The organism is Rhodopirellula islandica, assembly GCF_001027925.1.
Taxonomy (GTDB): Bacteria; Planctomycetota; Planctomycetia; order Pirellulales; family Pirellulaceae; genus Rhodopirellula; species Rhodopirellula islandica.
Window position 1 is genome coordinate 244,338 of sequence record NZ_LECT01000006.1, and the last position, 21,077, is coordinate 265,414.

Here is a 21,077-nt window from a genome sequence, read left to right on the forward strand (position 1 = left end):
AGGTCATAGCGTGTGACTTGGTCGGCCGAAGCAACTTGGTGGAGAGGGGACCAGCGTGCCGCAGCAAATCTGGCATTTGAAAACGAATGAGCTGTTCACAAAGCTGAAACCAAGCCAATTGGAGCAACTCGAATCGCGATGTCGGTCGCGAGCATTTTCCGCTCGGAGTCCTGTCTATCTGCCGAGCCAGGCCGCGGACTGCGTATTCTTGCTGGCCAGTGGGCTGGTCAAGGTTTGCAACCTGACCAGCGATGGAAAGCAGTCCATTCTGGCGTTCGTTGAGCCGGGTGAGCTGTTTGGTGAGCTGGTTCTTTTCGAAGCGGAGCAGCGGGAGGAATACGTCGAAGCGGTGGAGAAGTCGACGGTGGTGATGATCCCTGCCACCGCGATTCAAGAGTTGATGGTCGCCAATCACGATGTTTCGATTGCTTTGACAAAGATGATCGGATTGCGTCGGCATCGCGTTGAACGGCGTTTGAAGAACCTGTTGTTTCTTTCCAATCGAGATCGCTTGGTTCATCTGTTGCTGGATCTGGCGGAGCAATTTGGGATCCGCAATTCAGAGGGCATTCACCTTCGCATCAAACTCGCTCACCAAGAAATCGCGAATTTGATGGGCAGCACTCGCGAAACCGTCACCATCTTGCTCGGTCAATTGAAGTCGGAGGGGATGGTCGACTTGGGACGGCAACGCATCACGTTGATTCAAGCTGATCGATTGGCAGAGTCCGTGCACCGCAAAACGCCAACGCACATGGGGGCGTGCTGAGCGCGGGGACGAAATGCGAGCGGTCTCAACGTTCGGTTGAGCAGGGCATCGCGGATTTCGGGAGCGACACCCGTGGGAAGCTCGAACGCTGCAGGAAGCCATGTTTCGCGATTGTGAACAGGATTTTGTATCCCGCTTTGAAGGTGCCGCTCCAAGTGCCGCTGATTTTGCTGGTCCCAACTCGAGTGCGATATGGCACTGGGATTTCAAGCGAACGCAGCCCAAGCCTCGAGGCTTTGATTTGCATTTCGATTGTCCAGCCAAAGTTTTGGTCTTGCATCTGGAGTTCACCGAGACGGCGGTAGTCGATCACGCGAAAGGGGCCAAGATCGGTGTGCCGAATGCCAAACAGCACTCGCATCAAAAAACAGGCGAGTTTGTTTCCGAAAACACTCTGGGGAGGCATGGCGCCTCGTTCGCGTTCGCCCAGCAGTCGGGATCCAAGAACGAAGTCCGCGTCCGCGTCTGCGATCGGACGGACCAATTCCGGCAAGCGATCGGAGTGGTCGCTGTAGTCCGCGTCGACGAAGGCAACCGATTGGGGGTTCGCTTTGCCTTCACGGACCATGGCGTCCAGTTTTGCCAGGCCCTGGAGGCAGGCCGCGCCGTACCCGCGTTGCGGTTCCCGCACCACCAACGCACCGGCTTGCTCAGCAATGACGGCCGTTTGGTCCGTGCAACCGTTGTCGACCACGATCACGCCGGCGACGCAGGGCAAGTCACGCAAGACCAGTCCAATGGATTCTTCTTCATTGAGTGCTGGGATGACGACCCAAACCGATTCTCGCAGGTAGCGGTCGAGCTCGTTCATCTTCTCAGCTTAGGCGATGGGGATGTGTTTGATTGCAGATCGCTTCATCCTCGCAGGCGGGCAAGTTGAGTTCTGTGAGGTCCGTCACACTCATGCTGAATGGCATGAACCGAGGAACGTGTGCAACCTTTGGACCACTGACCTTTGTGGTCTGCGAGTGTCAATCTAAGTTGGAAGCAAGCAGGGATCTGTGAGTTTGGGAACGGATGGCTGGATTGTTTCGATTCTGTTTTTTTGCGATGGGCGTGCTGGTCGCTTGCATTGCATTCAGTTCGGCTTGGCAAGCGGAACACTGTTGGAGATGAGCGTTGAGCTGGTTGTGTCGGGCGGGTGGAAGTTGTTTGGCAGCGAACTGAGTCATGGAAGCCTGGAATTCGCTGCATCGAATCCCTTCGAAATGAAACTCTTGAATTGGTTTTTCTGACCGGAATGAACGGACGGATTCACGGGCGGTCCCAACGCTGATCGCGAGCAGCAGCACGGTGGCGATTGGAATGCCAATGCCAACTCGGGTCTTGCGCCATCGTGCGGCTTCGAGTTGATTTTGCAAATCGCTGAGCGTACCTGTTGCGCATACGCCCCATTGGGAAGACGACTCGGCGTTTGGGCGGGCTCTGTCTTGGCGGGCCATGAACTCATTCCTCAATGGTGTGGGGTGTGGCAGGGAGCCTTCCTGAGAGCGATCACTCTTCCAGCGGCTGTTGCAATCCTCGCCGCGCATCGAACAGGCGTCTGTGCAGAATCTCACAGGAGCGAGGGACTTGGTTCATGCGTGGCTGCGTAGCATCGACAATGAGTCTCCACTGTGTGTGGTTTGCTGACCGCATTGCGGTGGAAGTGGTTCTGACCGCGGTTCGTCATGAGGGAACCTTCTGAATGGCCAGGAGAGCTGCTGCTCATCGTTCGCTGGGTGGCGAGGATTTGCATTCCGGGCGTGGGGTTGGCCGACCGAAACCGTCGCTTCAGTGCGATTGACAGCGCGTTCGCCGAGGGAGGATGGAAGCACGTGTCGATTTCAGATGGAACCGAATCAGAAACCCCATGGCCAAGGCCACAAACCAGGGACCAAACTCGATCCAGGTGACGACGAAATCAAAGAAGGCTGCTCCGGTGTAAGGGGAACGAAGCACCGCGGTCGTTGGGAAGTGAGCGTCCAGCCAGAATCTCAGGTAGTAGAGGAACACAAGGCCGCTGAGCGCGAGCCACACACGGCTTCGGGTGAACGGCAGCAGGGGCAGAGCCCATGTCCAATACCAGGGGTTCAGCGTCGGGCAGAGCAACCAAAACCAAGCGATGGTCAGGAACGCGGACTCACAGAAACTCTTGGGATTTTGGGGCGTCGATCGCCATGCCAACGTGACGGCGATGATCATGAAAATCGTCGCCGTGATGGCACGTGAGATGAGGAACGGAACCTCAGCAGGAGCCAGGTTGAGTTGTGCGCTGACTGAGTCCACCATCGATTCGCGAGCCGATTCGGGGATCACAGTGAACCATGCGGTTTCATGTGGCCCTCGTTGTGCCGTTGGTTTCAGGTTCTCGATGACGATTAAAAACAGGAAGTCGTTCATTTCCCATCGCCGAAGAAACGTCACGACGCCGAGACTGGGATCGTGAGCTTGTGATTCACCGGCAGTCGCTGGTTGGGAGGGGACGATTGGCGAAAGCAAGGCCAGGGTTGTGATGATGAAGGTGGCTGCGGGAACGAGCGTGAAACGCCAGCCTCGTCGACGGACCAAGGCAAGCAGGATCAGGGGTGCCAGAACGATGGGGTACAATTTCGCACCGACCGCGAATGCCAACACAACGCCCGCGAGCACGGCGTAACTCAACCGTCCTGGATCGATCAATCTTCGGCCGGATTCAGGGACCGCTTGGCAGCCGAGGCAGCGGACGAACATGTACACGCTCAGTGTTGTCAGGAACACTGCGATGGCATCCAAATGCCCACTGTTGGCCACCTCCTTCAAAAGCAACGGGCACCAGGCATAGATCACACACAGCCCGGTGGGGAGTGCTAGTTGACGCAGGAGTGCTATCACGACCAGCAAGGTTGCCAGGTCGAATCCGATGAACCATGCCTTCATGACAAACAATCGCGTCAGCAGCGACGAGGAGGAAGGCGTCGTGAGATTGGCCGCGGCAAACACCGCTTGACTGGTGGGAGGGTAGATCGTCGGCAGTTCAGAGAAATGCACTCGGTGCAAAATTTCTGCTATTGCTGGATCTTCCTCTCGCATCTCGGCCAGTCGCCGGAGAGCGTTCTCCTCTTGGGGCGAAGATTCGGTAAGCCGGACTTGTTGAGGGCTGTAGCGAAAAGGACTGACACCGGCAGTGCTGACCGCACCGTCCCACAGGTAGCGATAGATGTCGACTTCTTGAATTGGCAGTGAGAACAGCATCACGACACGGAACACGATCGCGGAGCCGATGATGAGTTGGAGGGTCCGTGGATCCGACTGGGGGCGCCACGCAATCCGAATCGCTCCGAGGTAGCACGCAAACCCAACCGCGAACAGGCAAAGCACGGCCACGATCGGGCGATCGGTCGGGATGCTGTCAAAGTCGAATTGCCAGCTCAGGATCGCGATGATTCCGTAAAGGCAAGTCGACCACCCTGCGAGGATGACCAACAGGCGAAAGTCCTGCTTGGATGTTGCCTCCTCCGTTTGTGTTGATTCGCCCGTCAATTTTGTGCTCTGAGTTCTTGCGCTGAGGAACCGTGCCAGGTCCGTGAGCCGCCTCGTCGGATTGGCGAGGCGGCGAGAAACCAAGTTGGGGTGGGACGGCGTGGGGCATGCTTGGCCCGGTGTGGTCCCGAGCGGACCCCACACGCGTCAGTGGATTCACCCGAGCCAAATGGTCAACGGCGTGCGTTGGATGAGGAGGCTTGGTCGTTCAGTCCCCAGTCATAGTCCAAGTACCGGACGGTCCCGACGCCTGCCGCCGCCGCGGTGGCTGCCTGTTGAGACGGAAGGTAGGGAGAGATCCTGCGCAGTTGGGCCGCTTGATCGCTGCCAAAGTCGCTGCCGAACCAGTCGAGGATGGAAGACAACCGAAACAGTTGCTGTGCCGGATCGTACTGAAAGTTGTTGGGGTTGGCGAAGAAGACTTTGGTGTTGGTAGTCAATTGTGCTTCCAGGCGAGTGGCGGTGTACGCTTCGTTCAGCAGTCGCGGGCAACCGCGAGATGCACAGACGATTGCAAAGTGGATCCGCGGTTCACCCATTTTGCGTAGCACCTCGTGCTCCATTTGGTTCAGCGAAAACGGCTGGCCTCCAACCGTCAACAGCAGGTCATTCCAAATGTTGTAACCAAACAGTTTTGCGGTGTGATTTTTGATGCTGGTGGTGGGGTATTCTCGGAGAATGCCTCGGACGGTCACCGCGTTGTAGGCATTGATCCAGAATGCCAACTTGGCGGGAACACTCGCCTGCGCGTTGGGGTTGGCGGATGACAAATGAGAGAGGAACGCATCCAGGGTTTGCATGTCCTCCGCAGATTGTTTCCAGGCCGCGTAGTTGACCTCGCCCTTCTCATTGACGTATTTCTTCAGCAAGGCATCCCATTGGCTGGGAGTGATTTCGTCCATCGAGATCTGCTGCCGTGCCGGAACGTTTTGTCCGACGTTCACCTTGGCTCCAGCCAAGCTGTTTTCGGTGGACAAGATCGTCGCCATGGTGAAGAAGGCGAACAACAGCACTGACTTTTTCATCGGAAGGACTCCATTCATTGAGGGGGCTGAGGCGAATTCCAAGATCGCCATGTCCCGTGGAATGACGACTGGAATCCAATGTCCGCCCCACAATGGCATCGGAATCCCCGTGTGTCTGTGAGAGTCACCACACTTCGATCCAACAGGACGGTCGGGGATGCTTTGGATGGCATGTCGTCGCCGAGACCGATGGGGCTTTTGTTGTCAGGCCAGACGATGCACCCACCGAAGACGGGGTGAGTTGGGAGGTCCTCGATGGGCTGGGGTTGCGATGAACCTGAGCGACCGTAGGAAATCTTTTTCTGGATCGTGTAAGGAAGTTCGGGCGTCACCGTCTTCCTCGGCGAATGGCCTGCTCTTGTTGAGCGTGGCAACTGCAACTCGCATCCGAAAGGAAGTCGGCACGATGAAAGCGACATTGTTGGACGCAACCCAGGGCACCGAGTCATCGGTGTATGAGCGGTACGCCGCTGCTGCTCAGGCTGTCGAGCCAGCGCTCTGCTGCCCGGTGACCTACTCGGCTGATTTGCTGAAGGTGATCCCTGAGGAAATTATCGAACGAGATTATGGTTGCGGTGATCCGACACCGTATGTTCGGTCAGGAGAAACGGTGTTGGATTTGGGCAGCGGGGGTGGCAAGTTGTGCTACATCGCGGCTCAATCCGTGGGCGCTAGGGGACGAGTCATTGGGGTGGATTGCAACCGCGAAATGCTGGGGCTTGCTCGAAAGCATGCACCAACTGTGGCGGAGAAAATCGGGTATGCCAACGTGGACTTTCGTTATGGTTTGATTCAGGACTTGGCACTGGATTTGGATCTGTTGGCCGACGAATTGTCAGGCAACCCGGTCAGCGATCCGGCGGGCTATCTCGCTCTTCGTCACACGGAAGAACGCTTGCGTCGCGAACGACCACTGGTCGCTGATGAATCGGTTGACTGTGTGCTCTCCAACTGTGTTTTGAATCTCGTCCGGCAACAAGATCGTCGAGAATTGTTCCGCGAGATCTTTCGTGTTTTGCGGAACGGTGGGCGGGCCGCCATCAGCGACATCGTCAGCGACGAATCCGTGCCCGAACGATTGCAGCAAGACCCAGAGCTTTGGTCGGGTTGCATCACCGGAGCGTTTCGAGAAGACGAATTTCTGAAAGCGTTTGAAGAAGCTGGCTTTCACGGCATCGAGATCGTCAAGCGACAAAGTGAACCGTGGCGAACGGTGGAGGGAATCGAGTTCCGTTCGGTGACGGTCGTGGCCTACAAGGGAAAGCAAGGTCCCTGTTGGGAGCGTGGGCAAGCGGTTGCGTATCGCGGGCCCTTCAAGAAGGTGCAGGATGATGATGGTCACACCTACTTTCGCGGGGAGCGGATGGCTGTGTGTGACAAGACGTACCGCCTGCTTCAGCAAGAACCGTATGTCAACATGTTTGACGCGATCGCACCTCGTGAAGAGGTCGCCTTGGAAGATGCCCCGCCGTTCGACTGCGGACGCAACGCACGCCGTCATCCGCGAGAAACGAAAGGGTTGGAATACCACGCCACCACGGAAGAGACAGGTGACTGCGGTGGGGAAGACCGTTGCTGTTAGTTCGTGCTGATGGCTGTCTCCCGGTTTTCGAACCAGGGCTCATTGCCGCCGTTGATTGTCCCAAGCGAAACGTCTCGTTCACCAAGGAAAATACCATGCAACTGTCACTTTTACGAAGCAAGAGCGAACTCGCCAACGCAGCGATGCAGCGAGAAATTCTGGAGGGAGAGGGGACGCCTCGGCAGCCCACCTTCAACCAGAAAATGCAGGCCAGCGGATTGGGGAAGCTTCGCGCCACCAGCATCGAAGTGCTGCAAATCAATGTTGGGAAATTGTGCAACCAAACTTGCACTCATTGCCACGTGGATGCCGGTCCAGACCGTCGCGAGAGCATGTCACGAGAAACGGCGGAGCAAATCATCGACGTGCTGGCCAGCCATGACATCCCAACGCTGGATATCACCGGCGGCGCTCCAGAAATGAATCCCCATTTCCGTTGGATCGTTGAGCAGGCTCACAAGCTCGGTCGACGTGTGATTGACCGTTGTAACTTGACGATCTTGATGGCCAACGGATTCAAAGATTTGCCTGAGTTCCTGGCCGATCATGATGTGGAGGTGGTGGCTTCTTTGCCCTGTTACCTGGAAGAGAACTGTGACAGTCAGCGTGGCGACGGTGTGTTTCGACGATCCATCGATGCCTTGCGCCGTCTGAACTCACTGGGGTATGGCATTCCTGGATCACGCCGGAAGTTGTCGCTGGTTTACAACCCCATTGGGCTCGCCTTGCCACCGCTGCAAGATGAATTGGAAGCAACGTATCGACGTGAACTGAAGTCTCGCTACGACATTGTGTTTTCAGAGTTGCACACGATCACCAATTTGCCCATCAGCCGATTCTTAGATGACCTGTTGAAGCAAGGCAAACTCGACGAGTATCTGCAGACGTTGATTGATCAATTCAATCCGCTGACGGTCGATGGGGTGATGTGCCGATCGATGGTGTCGGTGGATTGGCAAGGGCGACTGTTTGATTGTGATTTCAATCAGATGTTGAACATTGAACTGGAACCGGGGATGCCCGGGACCATTCACGATTTCGATGCCGAACGGCTCACGAGTCGGACGATCATGACCGGGCGCCATTGCTTTGGGTGCACAGCGGGTTGCGGCTCAAGTTGTCAGGGGGCGGTGTTGAAACCGCAGTCGGAGTTTGCTTCTTGATTGACTCACTTCGAGCGTCCCGGGGATTTGCAAAGCAGGCTTGGACACCTCGGTCCCCGCTGGTCCAGAAACCGTCGGGGACACTGTTCAACCCAACACACGATCGCCTCTGACGATCGCGTTTTAGGGGGCCATTGCAAGCGTGCGGCACTCAGCGGCGTTGGCGATAAACTCGATTCGCAGAGCAGTTGCCACCGGAACAAGTTGGTGCCGAGTAGGTCTGGTATCGGGCACCTTGCCATGAAGTGGCGGGCACGGACGAGACAGGCACACCCTGGGTGGCCTGATAGCTCGGGGCGTAACTGGTGTGAACCGAGTTGACTGTCGCCGAGATGGGCGTCGAAACGGGGGTCGAGTAGTGGATCGTTGGCTGGGCAATGGAGTGGGATGTGACAACGTTGCCACCGCAGTTGCCCGATGCACAACCTGATCCAACCGCAATCGGTGTTGCTTGAGTCGACGTGTACATTCTCGTCGTCGAAGGTGTGGAATACATCACCTGGGGCGACACCGTCCGTGCCGCGGCACAGGCGGCTCCACAGGACCCGCTTTGTGCACTGACATCACTGCTCATGGCACAAACCAACAGAGCCGCCAAAGCGACCATCGAGTACTTCCATCCAAATTTCATCTTCGTTCCTTATCGACAAGGGTTCCTCTGGGACACAGCTCCATGTCCCGTGACTTAACTGATGCGGATTCTGGTTCGCCATCCGCCGCGAGGATGTGAGTGATGTCACAGTTCTTGAATCTTTTCTCAGCGAAAGAACCTCTCTTTCGGGTGGGTCGTTGATGCACCGGAGAAGATGGGGAAGCAGGCTTTCACGCGTCCTGGAAGCATGTGCCGACGACTCGACGTACTTCCCCCCCTCTGAACGCTCGCTTTCTACCTTTTTCTATCCTGAAGGACGGAGTGCGAAAAAAAACAGGATTTCCGTGTAAGGAATCCACGGGCTCTTCGTCATCGACGCAGGCAAGAAACCCCTTCCTTTCACAAGTCAAAAAAGAAAGCCATGAACACAAGTCACTCGCTCGGCAACGGAATTCAGATCCGAGGCATCCTGATCGCAGCGTTGGCGTTGCTGCCAGCCACGATGGCAGCTCAGACCGCGGCAGCTCAGTCCGGAACCCGAACCGCTCCGCCTCGCGCCGCGGGAAGCGGGACAAAAGTCGCCGGGAATCACGCCGCAGGAAATGCGGTTGGTTTGCAAGGCTACTGCCCTGTTTGCGTGATCAAGATGAAACAGTGGGTCAAGGGTGATCCGCAGTTCTCGGTCAAACATGATGGAAAGACCTACCTCTTTCCAAGCGAAGAACAAAAGAAAATGTTCTTGAGCAACCCAGCTCAGTTCACCCCTGCGCTGGGAGGCGATTGTGTGGTGGCCTTGGTCGAAATGCACAAACGGGTTCCTGGCAACGTGCAGTTCTCCAGCATGCACAATGATCGCCTCTACTTGTTCGCCAATGAAAAAGCGAAGGCGATGTTTGAGGCCGACAAGGCCAAGTACGAGAACGCGGACCTTGCGTTGGACGGGAAATGTTCCGTTTGCAAAGTGGAAATGAATCAGGACATGGCAGGGAATCCAGCTTTCACGAGTTTCTATCGTGGGATGCGTTATCAATTCCCAGGCGAGAAACAACAGCAGATGTTCAACCAGAACCCAGCCAAGTACGACGTGACCAAATAGGTGACGCACTGGTTGATCGGTGGTGGATCCATTCATCGTTTAAGTGAACGGTGGATGGATGGATGGATGGAGGCATGGAGGTCGATCGTCGCGATTCAACGCAGAGAGAAGATCGTGCTAAGTGATTGATCGGATCAGCTTGGCTGGATTGCCAGCGACCAGGGATCCAACCGGCACGTCTTGGGTCACCACGCTGCCGGCACCGATCACGCTGCGGTCGCCGATGGTGACGCCCGGACATAAGATTGCTTTCCCGCCGATCCAAACGTCGTTCCCGATGGTGATTGGTTTGCCATACTCTTGGGTTCGTCGCAGGTGTGATTCGAGAGGATGCGTTGCCGTGTAGATGTGGACGCCAGGAGCAATGAAGACAAAGTCTCCGATCCGCACTTCGCAGACATCCAGGATCACGCAATCGAAATTGAAGTAGACCTGCTTGCCGAGATGGATGTTCGTCCCGTAGTCGCAGTGAAACGGAGGTTCCAACCAGACGGAATCGCCACCGCTGGCGAACAGTTTCTTCAGAATGCTGCGGCGAAGTGCTTCTTCGCGAGGCGAGCTGTGGTTGAGCTGATGGCAACGTTCGCGAGCGACCATGCGGGCTTCCGCCAACTCAGGGTCGTTCGGGTCATACAGCTCGCTGGCGAGCATTTTTTCTCTCTCGGATTTCATCGGGGCATGTCTGTTTTCGAGGGAGTTTTTTTGGGGGATGGATCCCTTCCCGGCGGTGTTCGCTTCGCTCGACCGCCGGCTACCCTCTGCATTCCCTCCGGGAAGTCGCAATGACAGCATTGGGTAGTGGACGAGGCAACGAGTCCCTTGCGTGGGGAAGGATTCGTTGCCTCGTCCACTACGGTTCGCGTCCTCAGAGAAGGACGCGTCGAAAACGTTGGCAATGAAATCGATATCTCCCGGGAAAGAAGGTGTGTGGCCTCTTTCGAAAGAGGCCGTGTCAGTCATCGATGCGATCCGCGATGATTTTGGCTGTGATCGGATCAACATGCAATTCTCGCTTTTGCCCATTTCGGAACGCTTCGATTTCCCAGTAGCGGCGTTCGAACGAGACTTCGTGGATCGGTTGAGTGTTGCTGTTCTTTCTTACCGTTTTGAGCAACTTCGACAGCGGCATCGCGCCCGCGGGTGGCGGTGTGTCGGGATCGTCGTGATGTTCAGAAAGCACTTTGCCGCTGTAGGGATCGACCATCAATTCAACGGACTCGTTACCCTTGTGCGTTTCGACTTCCCAATTGCCGTCATCCCTCGAGAGTTCCGTGAACGGACCGTATCCATCTTTTTCTAGATTCTGGACAATTTCGATCACCGAGAGCCGCGTGCTGCCAGCGAATTGTCCGTTGACAACGTTGGTGGTGGTCAAGCCGAGCGGGACGAGCATTGTGGCGACGAGAGAACTCAGCAGTAGCAATTTCATTTTCTGACTCCTTGAATGGGAAGTGAATTCCAGCGACTGCGAGAACAGGGGATTCCGGTTCTCCAGTCGACGGAAGAAAATGGTATGCAAGCTGAATGAAGTGTGGCTGAAGCGAAGTTAAAGTTTGCTTCAGCTTCCTTGGCAGGCTGGTTGAGCTGCCGATCGCGGCTCACTTCAAGTCGCCGATCAACATCACCGAGGAGGCATACCAGGTGTGGTCCTGGTACTTGTCGGGCTTGGCATCGAAATCGCCTCGGTTGCGTTCAAAGAGGATTTCGCGTTTGTCGAGTTGCTTCGGTGTCAGTTCGATTTTGACGGTGTGCTGGCCTGGTTCCAATTCTGAGCCAACGTTCAGGGTTGCCATGCGGTGGTAGGTGCAATAGCCATCGATTCGATTGCGGGTGACTTCCTTGCCATCGAGAAAGACGCGGACTTCGCCGCCGTCCGGACCAAGGAGGTCGAACACTCCCGCGTTGGTTCCCTCAAACACAAATTCCAAACGGGCACCGGGTTCGTTGGCTTGATAGAGCTCGGGCATGTTTCGTTGAAAGCGTTGGGCCAAGGAGTGATCGGAGGGGAGCTTGGTCCAGTTCCCGGTCAACATCTGGGGTTGGATCGCCACCATCTTGGCTTGTTCCCAGTTGTCCTCGCGGAGTGGGTTTTCGATCGCATGAGGCTTTGCGTCTTGGCTTGCTGCGGTGATCTGTGGCCAACAGCGGGCGATTGCCTCGGTGTAGAGACGATGCCCCGTTTCGACATGGGGGTGGACGCCATCGGTCGAGAAGACCATCGGTTCCGTGGCCATGTCGGCAGGCTTCGGAGCTTTGAAAATGAGTTTGCCCGCTGATTCCAAACGCGCGACTTCGACGCCGAAGTGAATGGATGGGATCGAATAGTGATCGGCCAAATCTTCCATGGCACTGGCGGCGCGAGGCATCTTGCCAGCTTTCAAATCAGGCAGCATGGGCTGCGTGAGCGTGTAAACAAAACAGATGTCCGTCGAAGGGTTGGCAGCCCAGGTTTGCCGGATGATGCCTTCCATGGAACGGTGGATTCGCTCCGGCGCAGCTCCGCCATCGTTGACGGCGAACTCCACGAACAGCAAATCCGGGTCGTGTTGCAACGCATCCCGCTGCAGACGAAACACACCCAGGTCCGATCCCGTTCCACCAATCGCGGCATGGATCTCATTCACGGTGGCGTTGGGGAATTGTTCTTGGAGCCACTCACGCGATTGAATCCGCCAACCGGGAGCGGCTGTGATGCTGCCACCGAGGTAGGCCACGCGAACGGTCTCGCCTGCCTCGACTTTGGCGATGAAGTTTGGCAGCCCAGCCCGTGGATGACATTCGACTGCTTCGCGAAGAGGGAAGTCCCCGTGGGCCTGGACCGCGGGGACAGAGAGAAACGTCAGGAGACCGAGGAGGCGAATGATTGGGGGCATCGACAAGGTGGGGGCAGGAGGGAGGAATGACTGGAGGGCGTCAAAGGCAGGTTGCACATCTTACTGGAACGGAATTCTGCTCGCTGGTGATCGCTCATCTCAGCCGGGTGGAACGCACTGGAACCACATGTGGAAGCAGCCAGGGCAGGCTTAGGAGGCCGTGTTCACGCAGCTCTTGGCAAAATTTTCTAGCTGCAAGGGTTTTTCTAGCTGGAACAGCTGCTTCAGCTGCATGGGTTCGCCGGGCCTCTCAGGGGTGTTTCAATCGTTTCGATCGTCCTGTTGCAAAGGTTCGCAGCGGTTCAACCGATTGATCCCAACAAGGCATTCACAACAAACACAACGAAAATCCAACCAGCATGGAAGCGGGGGCGTTTCGCTGGTTCTCAATCACTCTCTTGCTGTGCACGGATGCCATGACCAAGCTCACCTTTCCAATCACGCTCTCATGCCTGCTGGCGATTTCTGGTTGTGCGGGAGTGAACGTCCCGTCCAAGCATGTGGTCCGTCAGGCGAACATCGAGCCTCTGCCTTCGCAGGTTGTGTCGGTGGATGATGCCGCACCACCCTCGGTCGAAACGGTCGCGTACTTCGACGACGAACAGGTTGATGTGAGCGGCGAAGGTGATGCGGACTCGCACACTGGCGATCCGCCATCGTTCCCGACATTTGTCATTGAGCGGGCTGAGCCATGGGAAGCCGAGGGCATGTCCAACGAGGGCGAGGTCTCCGATGCGGCGGTCTACACACTCGCTGACATCGAAGCGATGGCCTTGGGCAACAACCCTGCCATTCAATCGGCCCACGCAACCACCAGCAAAGCGGCTGGTTTGCGTTCGCAGGTTGGGACTCGCCCCAACCCGACGCTGGGATACTTTGGGCAGCAGATTGCTGACCGGGGCACCGACCAACACGGCATCTATGTCGAACAGGAATTTGTGCGAGGCAACAAGTTGGGGCTCAACCGAGAAGTGCTCGGTCACACCCAACGAGCTCAGGCGGCTGAGGGTGAGACGCAGCGGTACCGTGTTTTGACGGATGTTCGCGTGCGTTTTTTCGAAGCGATCGCCGCCCAACAACAAGTCGACGCGACGCGGCAGTTTGCTGGTGTGGCACTTCGTGGTGTGCAGGTCGCCGAAGACCGTCAGAATGCGGAAGAAGGCACGTTGATTGAAACGCTGCAAGCACGAACGCTGCTGAGCGAAGTCACGTTGGCGGCAGAACAAGCTGAGGTGGCATACCAGGGTGCATGGAAAGACTTGGCCGCCATCGCTGGGCTGCAAGTGTCGACGCCCGCCAGATTGGTGGCCGAACTGGACACTCCACTGACGACTCCGGACTGGGAAACCACCTACCAGGAAATCTTGGCGCAGAGTCCAGAGCTCACCGCCGCCCAAGCGATCGTGTGCGAGAAGCAAGCCCTCGTGCGGCGTCAAAAGGCGCAGCCGATCTCCAATGTGACCGCTCAACTGGGAGCAGGCTACGACGAGGCGACCGAACACGGGATGCTCAACCTGCAGTTGTCGGCTCCAATTCCGGTTTGGAACAAGAACTCCGGGAACATTTCCGCGGCGTACGCTGACTATGTTCGAGCGACTCAAGAAGTCCAACGCATTGAACAATCCATCCGCTCGCGTTTGGCCCGTGCGGCACAGGAATTTGACTCGGCGATGAAATCGGTTCGCAAGTACGAAGATGAAATCATTCCGCAAGCGAAGAAGAGTCTGGAACTGTCCGAGGAAGCCTATCGTGCTGGCGAGCTGGAGTTCTTGCAGGTTCTGATTGTTCGACGCAGTTATTACGAGTCTTCGATTCGTTTGATCCAGGCCCGCGGGAACCTGGCCCAAGCCGCCTCCAAAATGGACGGTCTGTTGCTGACCGGCGGACTGGATTCGCCAACCGACTACACCGACGGGGATGGCATCCGCGGTGCATCCTTCGGCGGGCAGTAGGCAAAACCAAAGTCTGCTTTCGCGGTGTTCGGAGGACTCCTGCAGCGAGTCACCCGGGGCGGGCAAGTCATGAACGTCGGCTGAATCGCGCTCAGCCGACGTGGAGTGTTGGGAGACAAAAGCTGTTCACGCCCATGGACAGAAACTTTCCAACGCTCGTCGGTTCACAGCCAAGGCAACGGCGTGATCCTTTGCATCGCCGGCGCGCCAGATGCCCGTTTGAGTGGGCCATGCCGGCCCGTCCACTGCTGAACGGCGGCTGGCATCATGGAGCGGCACATCGCTTGCTTGAAGGGTGGCATCGAAGCGAGAGTGCGTGGGTCTCGCTGTCACAACCTCGGCCGGCATCCTGATTGGCTGGCCGCTATCGGCGAGATGTTGAGTGTCGAAATCATTGGTAGAATGGCAGTCGTCGAGTCGATTGGAGCAGGCATTGGACCGCGGGGTGACAATCCCAGCGGATGTTTGTGGCGAACATCCGCCCCGTCTGAGTCACTCATCCAACGCGACTGCCCGCTTTCCTCGCTTCGATCAGTTTTGGCGTATGTCCGACCGTGTTTCCGCTTTGTCCTCCATCCTGCGTTCGCCGGCGAGGATTCTGGGCATTGTGTTGATGCTGGTGTTCATTGCCGAGGTCGGCGTGATGTTGGCGTTACCGCATGTGATGCCGGACTTCCTAGGCGAGACCGGCACCGCGGTCCTGGACGCCGTGTTGTTGACGCTGGTGTGCGCGCCTGTCCTGTGGTGGGTCATCATTGGTCCACTGCGGCGAATTGCGGTTCAAGAACACGGTCGCAGCGAAACGATTGTCGCCAACGCCAGCGAGGGCATTCTGACGTTCGACCATGACGGAGTGATCCTGTCGTGTAATCGTGCGGCAACGGAGTTGTTTTCGACCGAGATGGATCTGGTGGTGGGCACGATGACGAGCGCGTTCCTGGAGGAGTTGCCCCAGTCGTTCGAGTCCTTGCCCGCCTCCTTCCGACTCAGTGCCAAGCGACCTGATGGCAGCACGTTCCCAGTCGAAGTGTCGGTGAGCGAATACCCGTCGGAATCCAAACGGCTTCGCATCGCGATCATTCGTGACCTGACAGCGGCGGAGTTGGCTGAATCGGAACGGTTGATGATGGCCCGCGAAACCGAAGCGTTGCGAGCACAGCAAATGACCACGCTGGCTCAATTGGCCACCGGGGTTGCCCATGAGATCCGCAACCCGTTGACGTCGATCAAGATGCTCATCCAGGTCAATCGCAGCAAATTTGCTGAGGAAGGGTTGCCGACCGACGACCTTGAATTGGTGGAGCAGGAAATCCGTCGGATGGAGCGCAGCGTCAACGGCCTGTTGGATTTCGCACGTCCAGAACAAGGCGAACAGTCGGTCTTTCCAATTCAAAATGTGATCCAGAAAACCACACAGTTGGTCGAAGGCCGTTGTGGGCAGCAGGGTGTGAAGCTCACGGTCGAATGCGATGAAACTCCTCTTCATATCGAAGGTGACGCATCACAGCTCCAGCAGCTGTTGCTCAATCTTTCCCTCAATGCACTGGATGCCCTGCCCGACGGAGGCGAAGTGACCATTCGTGCCGTTGCCAGCAACGGGGAACTCGAAGTGTCGGTGGTCGACACGGGAGCTGGGATCCGGGATGACATGCTGGATAAATTGTTCACCCCGTTCTCGACCAGCAAACCGACCGGCGTTGGTCTCGGGTTGGGGATCTGCCGCCGAATCGCCAACTCGCACCATGGAACGCTGACAGGGGAAAATCGAGCTCAGGGGGGCGCGGAGTTTCGACTGACGCTGCCGTTGGCCGATCAATCCACCAACCGATCGAATGACTCATCGATTGACAAGGTCTCATGCAAAGTCTCTTAGTCATTGATGATGAACCCTCGATCTGCAAAGCGTTCGAGCGAGCTTTCTCGAGCGATACCATTTCGGTGTTGACCGCGAAAGACGGTGCCGAAGGCGAGCGATTGTTTACGGATGCAAAACCGGACGTCGTCGTAATTGATTTGAGCTTGCCCGATGTCAGTGGGTTGGAACTCTTCAAGCGTCTGCGTGAACTGGACGCGCGAGTTCCGTTCATCTTCATCACGGGGCACGGAACGGTTCAGTCCGCCATCGAAGCGACCAAGTTGGGAGCGTACGACTACCTTTTCAAACCACTCGAACTGGACGAGATTCGGACGCTGCTCGACAAAGCGTTCAAACTCAGCCGGATGGTCCGCGTTCAACCAGTGCTCGCCGAATCGGACGCTGAAAAAGAGTCGACGGGCGATGCGATCGTCGGTCGCTGCAACGCGATGAAGGAGGTCTACAAGGCCATCGGCCGGGTGGCGTCGCAGAACTTGACGGTGTTGTTGCTGGGCGAAAGCGGGACCGGCAAAGAGGTTGTTGCCCAAGCGATCTACCATCACAGCGCTCGGTCCACCGGACCGTTTCAAGCGATCAATTGTGCGGCGATCCCAGACGCATTGCTGGAAAGCGAGATCTTCGGGCATGAAAAAGGCGCGTTCACCGACGCACACCGGCAACGCATCGGGAAACTTCAGCAGGCAGATGGGGGCACCTTGTTCTTGGATGAGGTCGGCGATATGTCGCCGATGACTCAGGCCAAGTTGCTGCGAGTGCTGCAGGATCAAACGTTTGAACGTGTTGGCGGCAACACACCCATCCAGGTCGATGTCCGGATCATTGCCGCCACCAATCATGATTTGAAGCAGTTGGTTTCCGAAGGGCTGTTTCGATCGGATCTGTACTTTCGACTGAGTGTGGTCACGATTCAGTTACCACCGCTGCGAGAACGCGAGGATGACCTGCGAGTGTTGGCCGAGTACTTTCTGCGCCGCTACAGCAATGAATTCGGAAAAGACATTCGCACGATCGCGCCAGAGACACTGGAAGTGCTGGGGGCCTATCACTGGCCTGGGAATGTGCGTGAACTCGAAAGCGTGATGAAGCAATCGTTGCTGACCGCTCGCGGCAATGTTCTGTTGCCCGATTTCTTGCCGCCCCTGGGGGACGTACGCGGACACGCCGGGGATTCCTCGGGGCCCGAGTTTCTCTCGGAGAAATTTGTTGTTGAGCGGCTCGAGGCTGGCACCGACAACTTGTACGCCGAAGCCATTTCCATCGCCGAGCGTCAACTGTTTCGTCAAGTGCTCACGCACACGGCCGGCAACCAGCTCAAAGCGGCGACTCTGCTCGGGATCAGCCGCGTGACCCTGCGGAGCAAGCTGAAGTCGCTGGGGATCGAAGCCGCGGACTTCGCCAACTGAGCTCCGCCGCCGTCTGAGCGGGGCGGGGGCCGGCGGACGTCACCGGTGTGCAAGGTGGCGGGCAGGGGCTTTCGCCCACGAACCTTGTTGAGAAGGCATTCACAAACAGGTTCGTCGATCAATGAAGTCAGGGATCGCTGCCCACCTTGTTGTCATCGAGGCCTCGGGCAAACCAAGGGTAGATCGTGGGGATCACGAGCGAGGTCAGGAGCGTTGAGGTGATCAGACCACCGATCACAACGGTCGCCAGAGGACGCTGCATCTCGGCACCATCACTGGTCGAAAGGGCCATCGGCAAGAACCCAAGGCTGGCCACGAGTGCCGTCATCAAGACCGGACGCAAGCGAACCAGAGCGGTGTCGTGACTGACGTCTTGCAGTGGCATCCCTGATTGGCGGGAATGCTCCGCCGCACTCACCCACACCAAACCATTGAGCACCGCGACGCCAAACAAGGCGATGAACCCGACGCCGGCGGAAATGCTGAACGGCATTTCGCGAAGATACAACGCAATGATTCCGCCGGAAGCCGCCATGGGAACCGCCAGGAAGATCAGCAGCGCCAATCGCATCGAACCAAGGCTGGTGTGCAACAACAGCATGATGATCATCAGCACGATCGGCGTGATGATCGCCAGTCGTTTGCTGGCGGATTGTAGGTTTTCAAAGTCACCGCCCCACCGCACTTCGTATCCTGGAGCGAATTCAACTTGTTCCGCAACCGCGGTTTGGGCTTCGGTGACGAAGGTGGCGACATCGCGTCCCCGAACATTGGCCGAGATGAACGTTCGTCGACGGTTGCCTTCGTGTTCAATGGTGGGCGGGGTTTCTTCCAATCGAATGTCGGTCAGTTCCTTCAGAGGGACCGATTTTCCGTTGGAGTCCGCAACGGGAACTTGCTCGAGCAAGTCGAGGTTTTCTCGCCACTGCTGCGGAACACGAACCATGATCGGGTACCGCGCACGTCCTTCGAAGACTTGACCAACTTGATGTCCCCCCAGTGATGAGACGACGTCCAACACGGTTTGGGCATCAATGCCGTATTGGGCCAGGGCCTGAGGTTTGGTTTTGATCGTCAGGGTGGAAAGGTTGGCTTGGTAGTCTGCTTTGACATCCACTGCACCAGGAATGGAACGCAACACCGCTTCGATTTCCTTGCCTTTCTCGCCGAGCACTTCCATGTCGTCGCCGTAGAGCAAAACGGCCACATCGGCTTTGACGCCAGCGACCAGTTCGTCGACTCGCATTTCGATCGGTTGCGTGAACCCAAACGCGACGCCGGGAACGTTCGCATTGAGTTCTTCGGACATCTGTTCAATCAGTTCGTCGCGTGTCTTTTGTTCCGGCCAATCATGCACCGGTTTCAACAGGACCCAAACATCGGTTTGGTGAACACCCATCACATCGTTGGCGATCTCGGGGCGTCCCGTTTTGGAAAACACCGTTTCCACTTCGGGATACTCTTTGAGGATGTTCTCAATTTGGGTCGACATTTCGATCGAACCTTCCAGTGTCGCGCTGGGTAGCCTCAAAGCCTCCACCAACAGGTCTCCCTCTTCCAATCGAGGCATGAATTCTGCCCCCAAGTGTCGACCCATTGGCAGACTGAGTGCGAACACGGTCAGTGCGATGGCAACCGTGACAAAGGGATGCTTGATCGCGCGGGTGACCAACGGTTCGTAAAAGAATTTGACGATTCGCACCAACAGCACATCTTCTTCCTTCATCTTCTTGGGCAAAAAGATGGAGGCCATGGCGGGCATGAATGACAGAGACAGGATCATCGAACCGCCCAGTGCGAACAGCACTGTCAGAGCCATCGGGCGAAACAGTTTGCCCTCGGTGCCCTCCAGCAACAGGATCGGCAGGAACACCACGGCAATGATCAGTTCGCCAAACATCGTCGGCTTGCGAACTTCGACGGCTGCGTCGCGAATCACGTCTTCGTGTTTGGCATCGCCGTTGTCGTGGGAGAGCTTGCGGATGCAGTTCTCGACCATGATCACGCTGCTGTCGACGATCAGTCCAAAGTCGATCGCACCCAGGCTCATCAAACTGGCCGTGACGCCGGTGTAGGCCATGACGTTGGTGGCAAACAGCATGGACAAGGGGATCGCGAGCGCCACGATGATCCCGGCTCTCAGGTTGCCGAGCATCAACAGCAGCACGACAATCACCAACATGCCGCCTTCGGTCAGGTTGGTCAGCACCGTTTTGAGCGTGCGGCCGATCAGAGCGGCACGGTCATAGGTGACCTCGAGACGCACTCCCTGGGGCAATGTGACTTCGATCTCTTGCAGGCGTTCTTTGGCGAGTTCCACCACTTCGCGTGAGTTTTCGCCAATCAACATCATCACCAAACCCGTCACCACTTCGCCACGTCCGTCGCGAGTCACGGCACCTTGCCGCGTCATCGGCTCGATGCTGACTTTCGCGATGTCACCGAGCAGAATGGGGTTCCCGTCCGGTTCCCGACGAATGACCACGCTTTCAATGTCAGCTTCGTTTTCCAGCAGCGAGACACCGCGAATGAAGCGTTGTTCGCCGTGATGGATGACGTAGCCACCGCCGGAGGTGTTGTTGTTGGCTTGCAATCGTTGGAAGAGCAACTCCATCGGGATCCCATAGCTGGTCATTCGATCGGGATCAGGCTGGACTTCGAATGTTTTGTAGTAACCCCCGTGTGTGTTGATCTCCGTGACACCGGGAACCTGACGCAGTTTGGGGGAAATCTCCCATTCCAACATCGTCCGCAGTTCCATCGGTGAGTGGCGGTCGCTGCGAACTTCAAACTGCAAGATTTCGCCGAGCGCCGTCGTCAGGGGACCAACCGTTGGTGTGCCGTACCCGGGCGGAATGTCGGCGGCGGCATCGCCGAGTCGTTCTGTCACGAGTTGGCGAGCGTGGTAGATATCGGTCCCTTCTTGGAACACAATCGTGACGACGGAAATTCCGAATTTGGAAACGCTGCGGAGTTCTTCCACGTCGGGCAGCCCGCCCATCGTGTTCTCAACCGAATAAGTGACGTAGCGTTCCACTTCGACGGGAGACAAGGAACCTGCGTCGGTCACGACTTGAACTTGCACGTTGGTCATGTCCGGGACGGCATCGATTGGCAGATGCAAAGCCGAGTACAAACCCGCGGCCGCCATCAGCATCGTCAGGATGATGACGAGCCCACGATTGAGGAGCGAGAGTTCAATGATCTTCGTGAGCATGATGAAGTCGTTCGAGTTGCTGAGACGC

The 21,077-nt window shown here is 56.9% G+C and carries 16 protein-coding genes; 7 read left to right on the top strand and 9 right to left on the bottom strand.

Annotation, left to right across the window (positions count from 1 at the left end; all coding sequences use genetic code 11):
• The first annotated feature begins 55 nt into the window (after positions 1–55).
• Positions 56–769, top strand: a complete 714-nt coding sequence (locus RISK_RS02385; protein WP_047812623.1) for a Crp/Fnr family transcriptional regulator — start codon at positions 56–58, stop codon at positions 767–769.
• 25 nt (positions 770–794) lie between these two features.
• Here the strand turns inward: RISK_RS02385 and RISK_RS02390 are convergent, their stop codons facing one another.
• From RISK_RS02390 to RISK_RS02405, 4 genes are all read right to left on the bottom strand, one after another.
• Entirely contained in the window at positions 795–1,580 is a 786-nt protein-coding gene (locus RISK_RS02390; RefSeq protein WP_047812624.1) for a glycosyltransferase family 2 protein, read from the bottom strand.
• Positions 1,581–1,740: 160 nt separating this feature from the next.
• Positions 1,741–2,301: an anti-sigma factor family protein gene (locus RISK_RS33480; protein WP_083434726.1), complete on the bottom strand. Its 561-nt coding sequence runs from the start codon at positions 2,299–2,301 to the stop codon at positions 1,741–1,743.
• A gap of 241 nt (positions 2,302–2,542) precedes the next feature.
• Complete coding sequence (locus tag RISK_RS02400) at positions 2,543–4,270, bottom strand: LTA synthase family protein (protein ID WP_053061024.1); 1,728 nt, start codon at positions 4,268–4,270, stop codon at positions 2,543–2,545.
• Between the two features lie 173 nt (positions 4,271–4,443).
• The gene (locus tag RISK_RS02405) at positions 4,444–5,295 is read right to left on the bottom strand and encodes a DUF547 domain-containing protein (RefSeq protein WP_047812730.1); all 852 of its coding nucleotides are present in this window, start codon (positions 5,293–5,295) and stop codon (positions 4,444–4,446) included.
• Positions 5,296–5,701: 406 nt separating this feature from the next.
• On the opposite strand from RISK_RS02405, the gene RISK_RS02415 reads away from it, so the two are divergent.
• Together RISK_RS02415 and arsS are read left to right on the top strand one after the other, a co-directional pair.
• Positions 5,702–6,877 (top strand): methyltransferase domain-containing protein, encoded by a 1,176-nt coding sequence (locus tag RISK_RS02415; protein WP_047812731.1) that lies wholly within the window; start codon positions 5,702–5,704, stop codon positions 6,875–6,877.
• A gap of 95 nt (positions 6,878–6,972) precedes the next feature.
• Complete coding sequence (arsS, locus tag RISK_RS02420) at positions 6,973–8,040, top strand: arsenosugar biosynthesis radical SAM (seleno)protein ArsS (RefSeq protein ID WP_047812732.1); 1,068 nt, start codon at positions 6,973–6,975, stop codon at positions 8,038–8,040.
• Between the two features lie 151 nt (positions 8,041–8,191).
• Here arsS and RISK_RS02425 read toward each other — a convergent pair whose 3' ends face one another.
• On the bottom strand, positions 8,192–8,671 hold the full coding sequence (locus RISK_RS02425; protein ID WP_047812627.1) for a hypothetical protein: 480 nt from the start codon (positions 8,669–8,671) through the stop codon (positions 8,192–8,194).
• Positions 8,672–9,053: 382 nt separating this feature from the next.
• Between RISK_RS02425 and RISK_RS02430 the strand changes: the two genes are divergently transcribed.
• A complete protein-coding gene (locus RISK_RS02430) occupies positions 9,054–9,728 on the top strand; it encodes a hypothetical protein (protein ID WP_047812628.1) in 675 nt (224 codons plus the stop codon).
• A 117-nt stretch (positions 9,729–9,845) separates the two neighbouring features.
• On the opposite strand, the gene RISK_RS02435 is transcribed toward RISK_RS02430, so the two are convergent.
• From RISK_RS02435 to RISK_RS02445, 3 genes are all read right to left on the bottom strand, one after another.
• Complete coding sequence (locus tag RISK_RS02435; protein WP_047812733.1) at positions 9,846–10,400, bottom strand: sugar O-acetyltransferase; 555 nt, start codon at positions 10,398–10,400, stop codon at positions 9,846–9,848.
• Positions 10,401–10,680: 280 nt separating this feature from the next.
• Complete coding sequence (locus tag RISK_RS27835) at positions 10,681–11,157, bottom strand: PepSY domain-containing protein (protein ID WP_053061025.1); 477 nt, start codon at positions 11,155–11,157, stop codon at positions 10,681–10,683.
• Between the two features lie 169 nt (positions 11,158–11,326).
• Positions 11,327–12,601, bottom strand: a complete 1,275-nt coding sequence (locus tag RISK_RS02445) for an SGNH/GDSL hydrolase family protein (protein WP_047812629.1) — start codon at positions 12,599–12,601, stop codon at positions 11,327–11,329.
• 416 nt (positions 12,602–13,017) lie between these two features.
• Between RISK_RS02445 and RISK_RS02450 the strand changes: the two genes are divergently transcribed.
• The 3 genes from RISK_RS02450 to RISK_RS02465 all read left to right on the top strand — a co-directional run bounded on the left by RISK_RS02450 (position 13,018) and on the right by RISK_RS02465 (position 17,832).
• On the top strand, positions 13,018–14,553 hold the full coding sequence (locus RISK_RS02450; RefSeq protein ID WP_236695963.1) for a TolC family protein: 1,536 nt from the start codon (positions 13,018–13,020) through the stop codon (positions 14,551–14,553).
• Between the two features lie 544 nt (positions 14,554–15,097).
• The gene (locus RISK_RS27840; RefSeq protein ID WP_053061026.1) at positions 15,098–16,426 is read left to right on the top strand and encodes a sensor histidine kinase; all 1,329 of its coding nucleotides are present in this window, start codon (positions 15,098–15,100) and stop codon (positions 16,424–16,426) included.
• Positions 16,411–17,832 carry a sigma-54-dependent transcriptional regulator gene (locus tag RISK_RS02465; protein ID WP_047812631.1) on the top strand — a complete coding sequence of 474 codons (1,422 nt, stop codon included), beginning with the start codon at positions 16,411–16,413 and terminating at the stop codon, positions 17,830–17,832. Before RISK_RS27840 ends, RISK_RS02465 begins: the two co-directional genes overlap by 16 nt.
• A gap of 127 nt (positions 17,833–17,959) precedes the next feature.
• On the opposite strand, the gene RISK_RS02470 is transcribed toward RISK_RS02465, so the two are convergent.
• Positions 17,960–21,049 carry an efflux RND transporter permease subunit gene (locus RISK_RS02470; RefSeq protein ID WP_047812632.1) on the bottom strand — a complete coding sequence of 1,030 codons (3,090 nt, stop codon included), beginning with the start codon at positions 21,047–21,049 and terminating at the stop codon, positions 17,960–17,962.
• Positions 21,050–21,077: the final 28 nt, after the last annotated feature.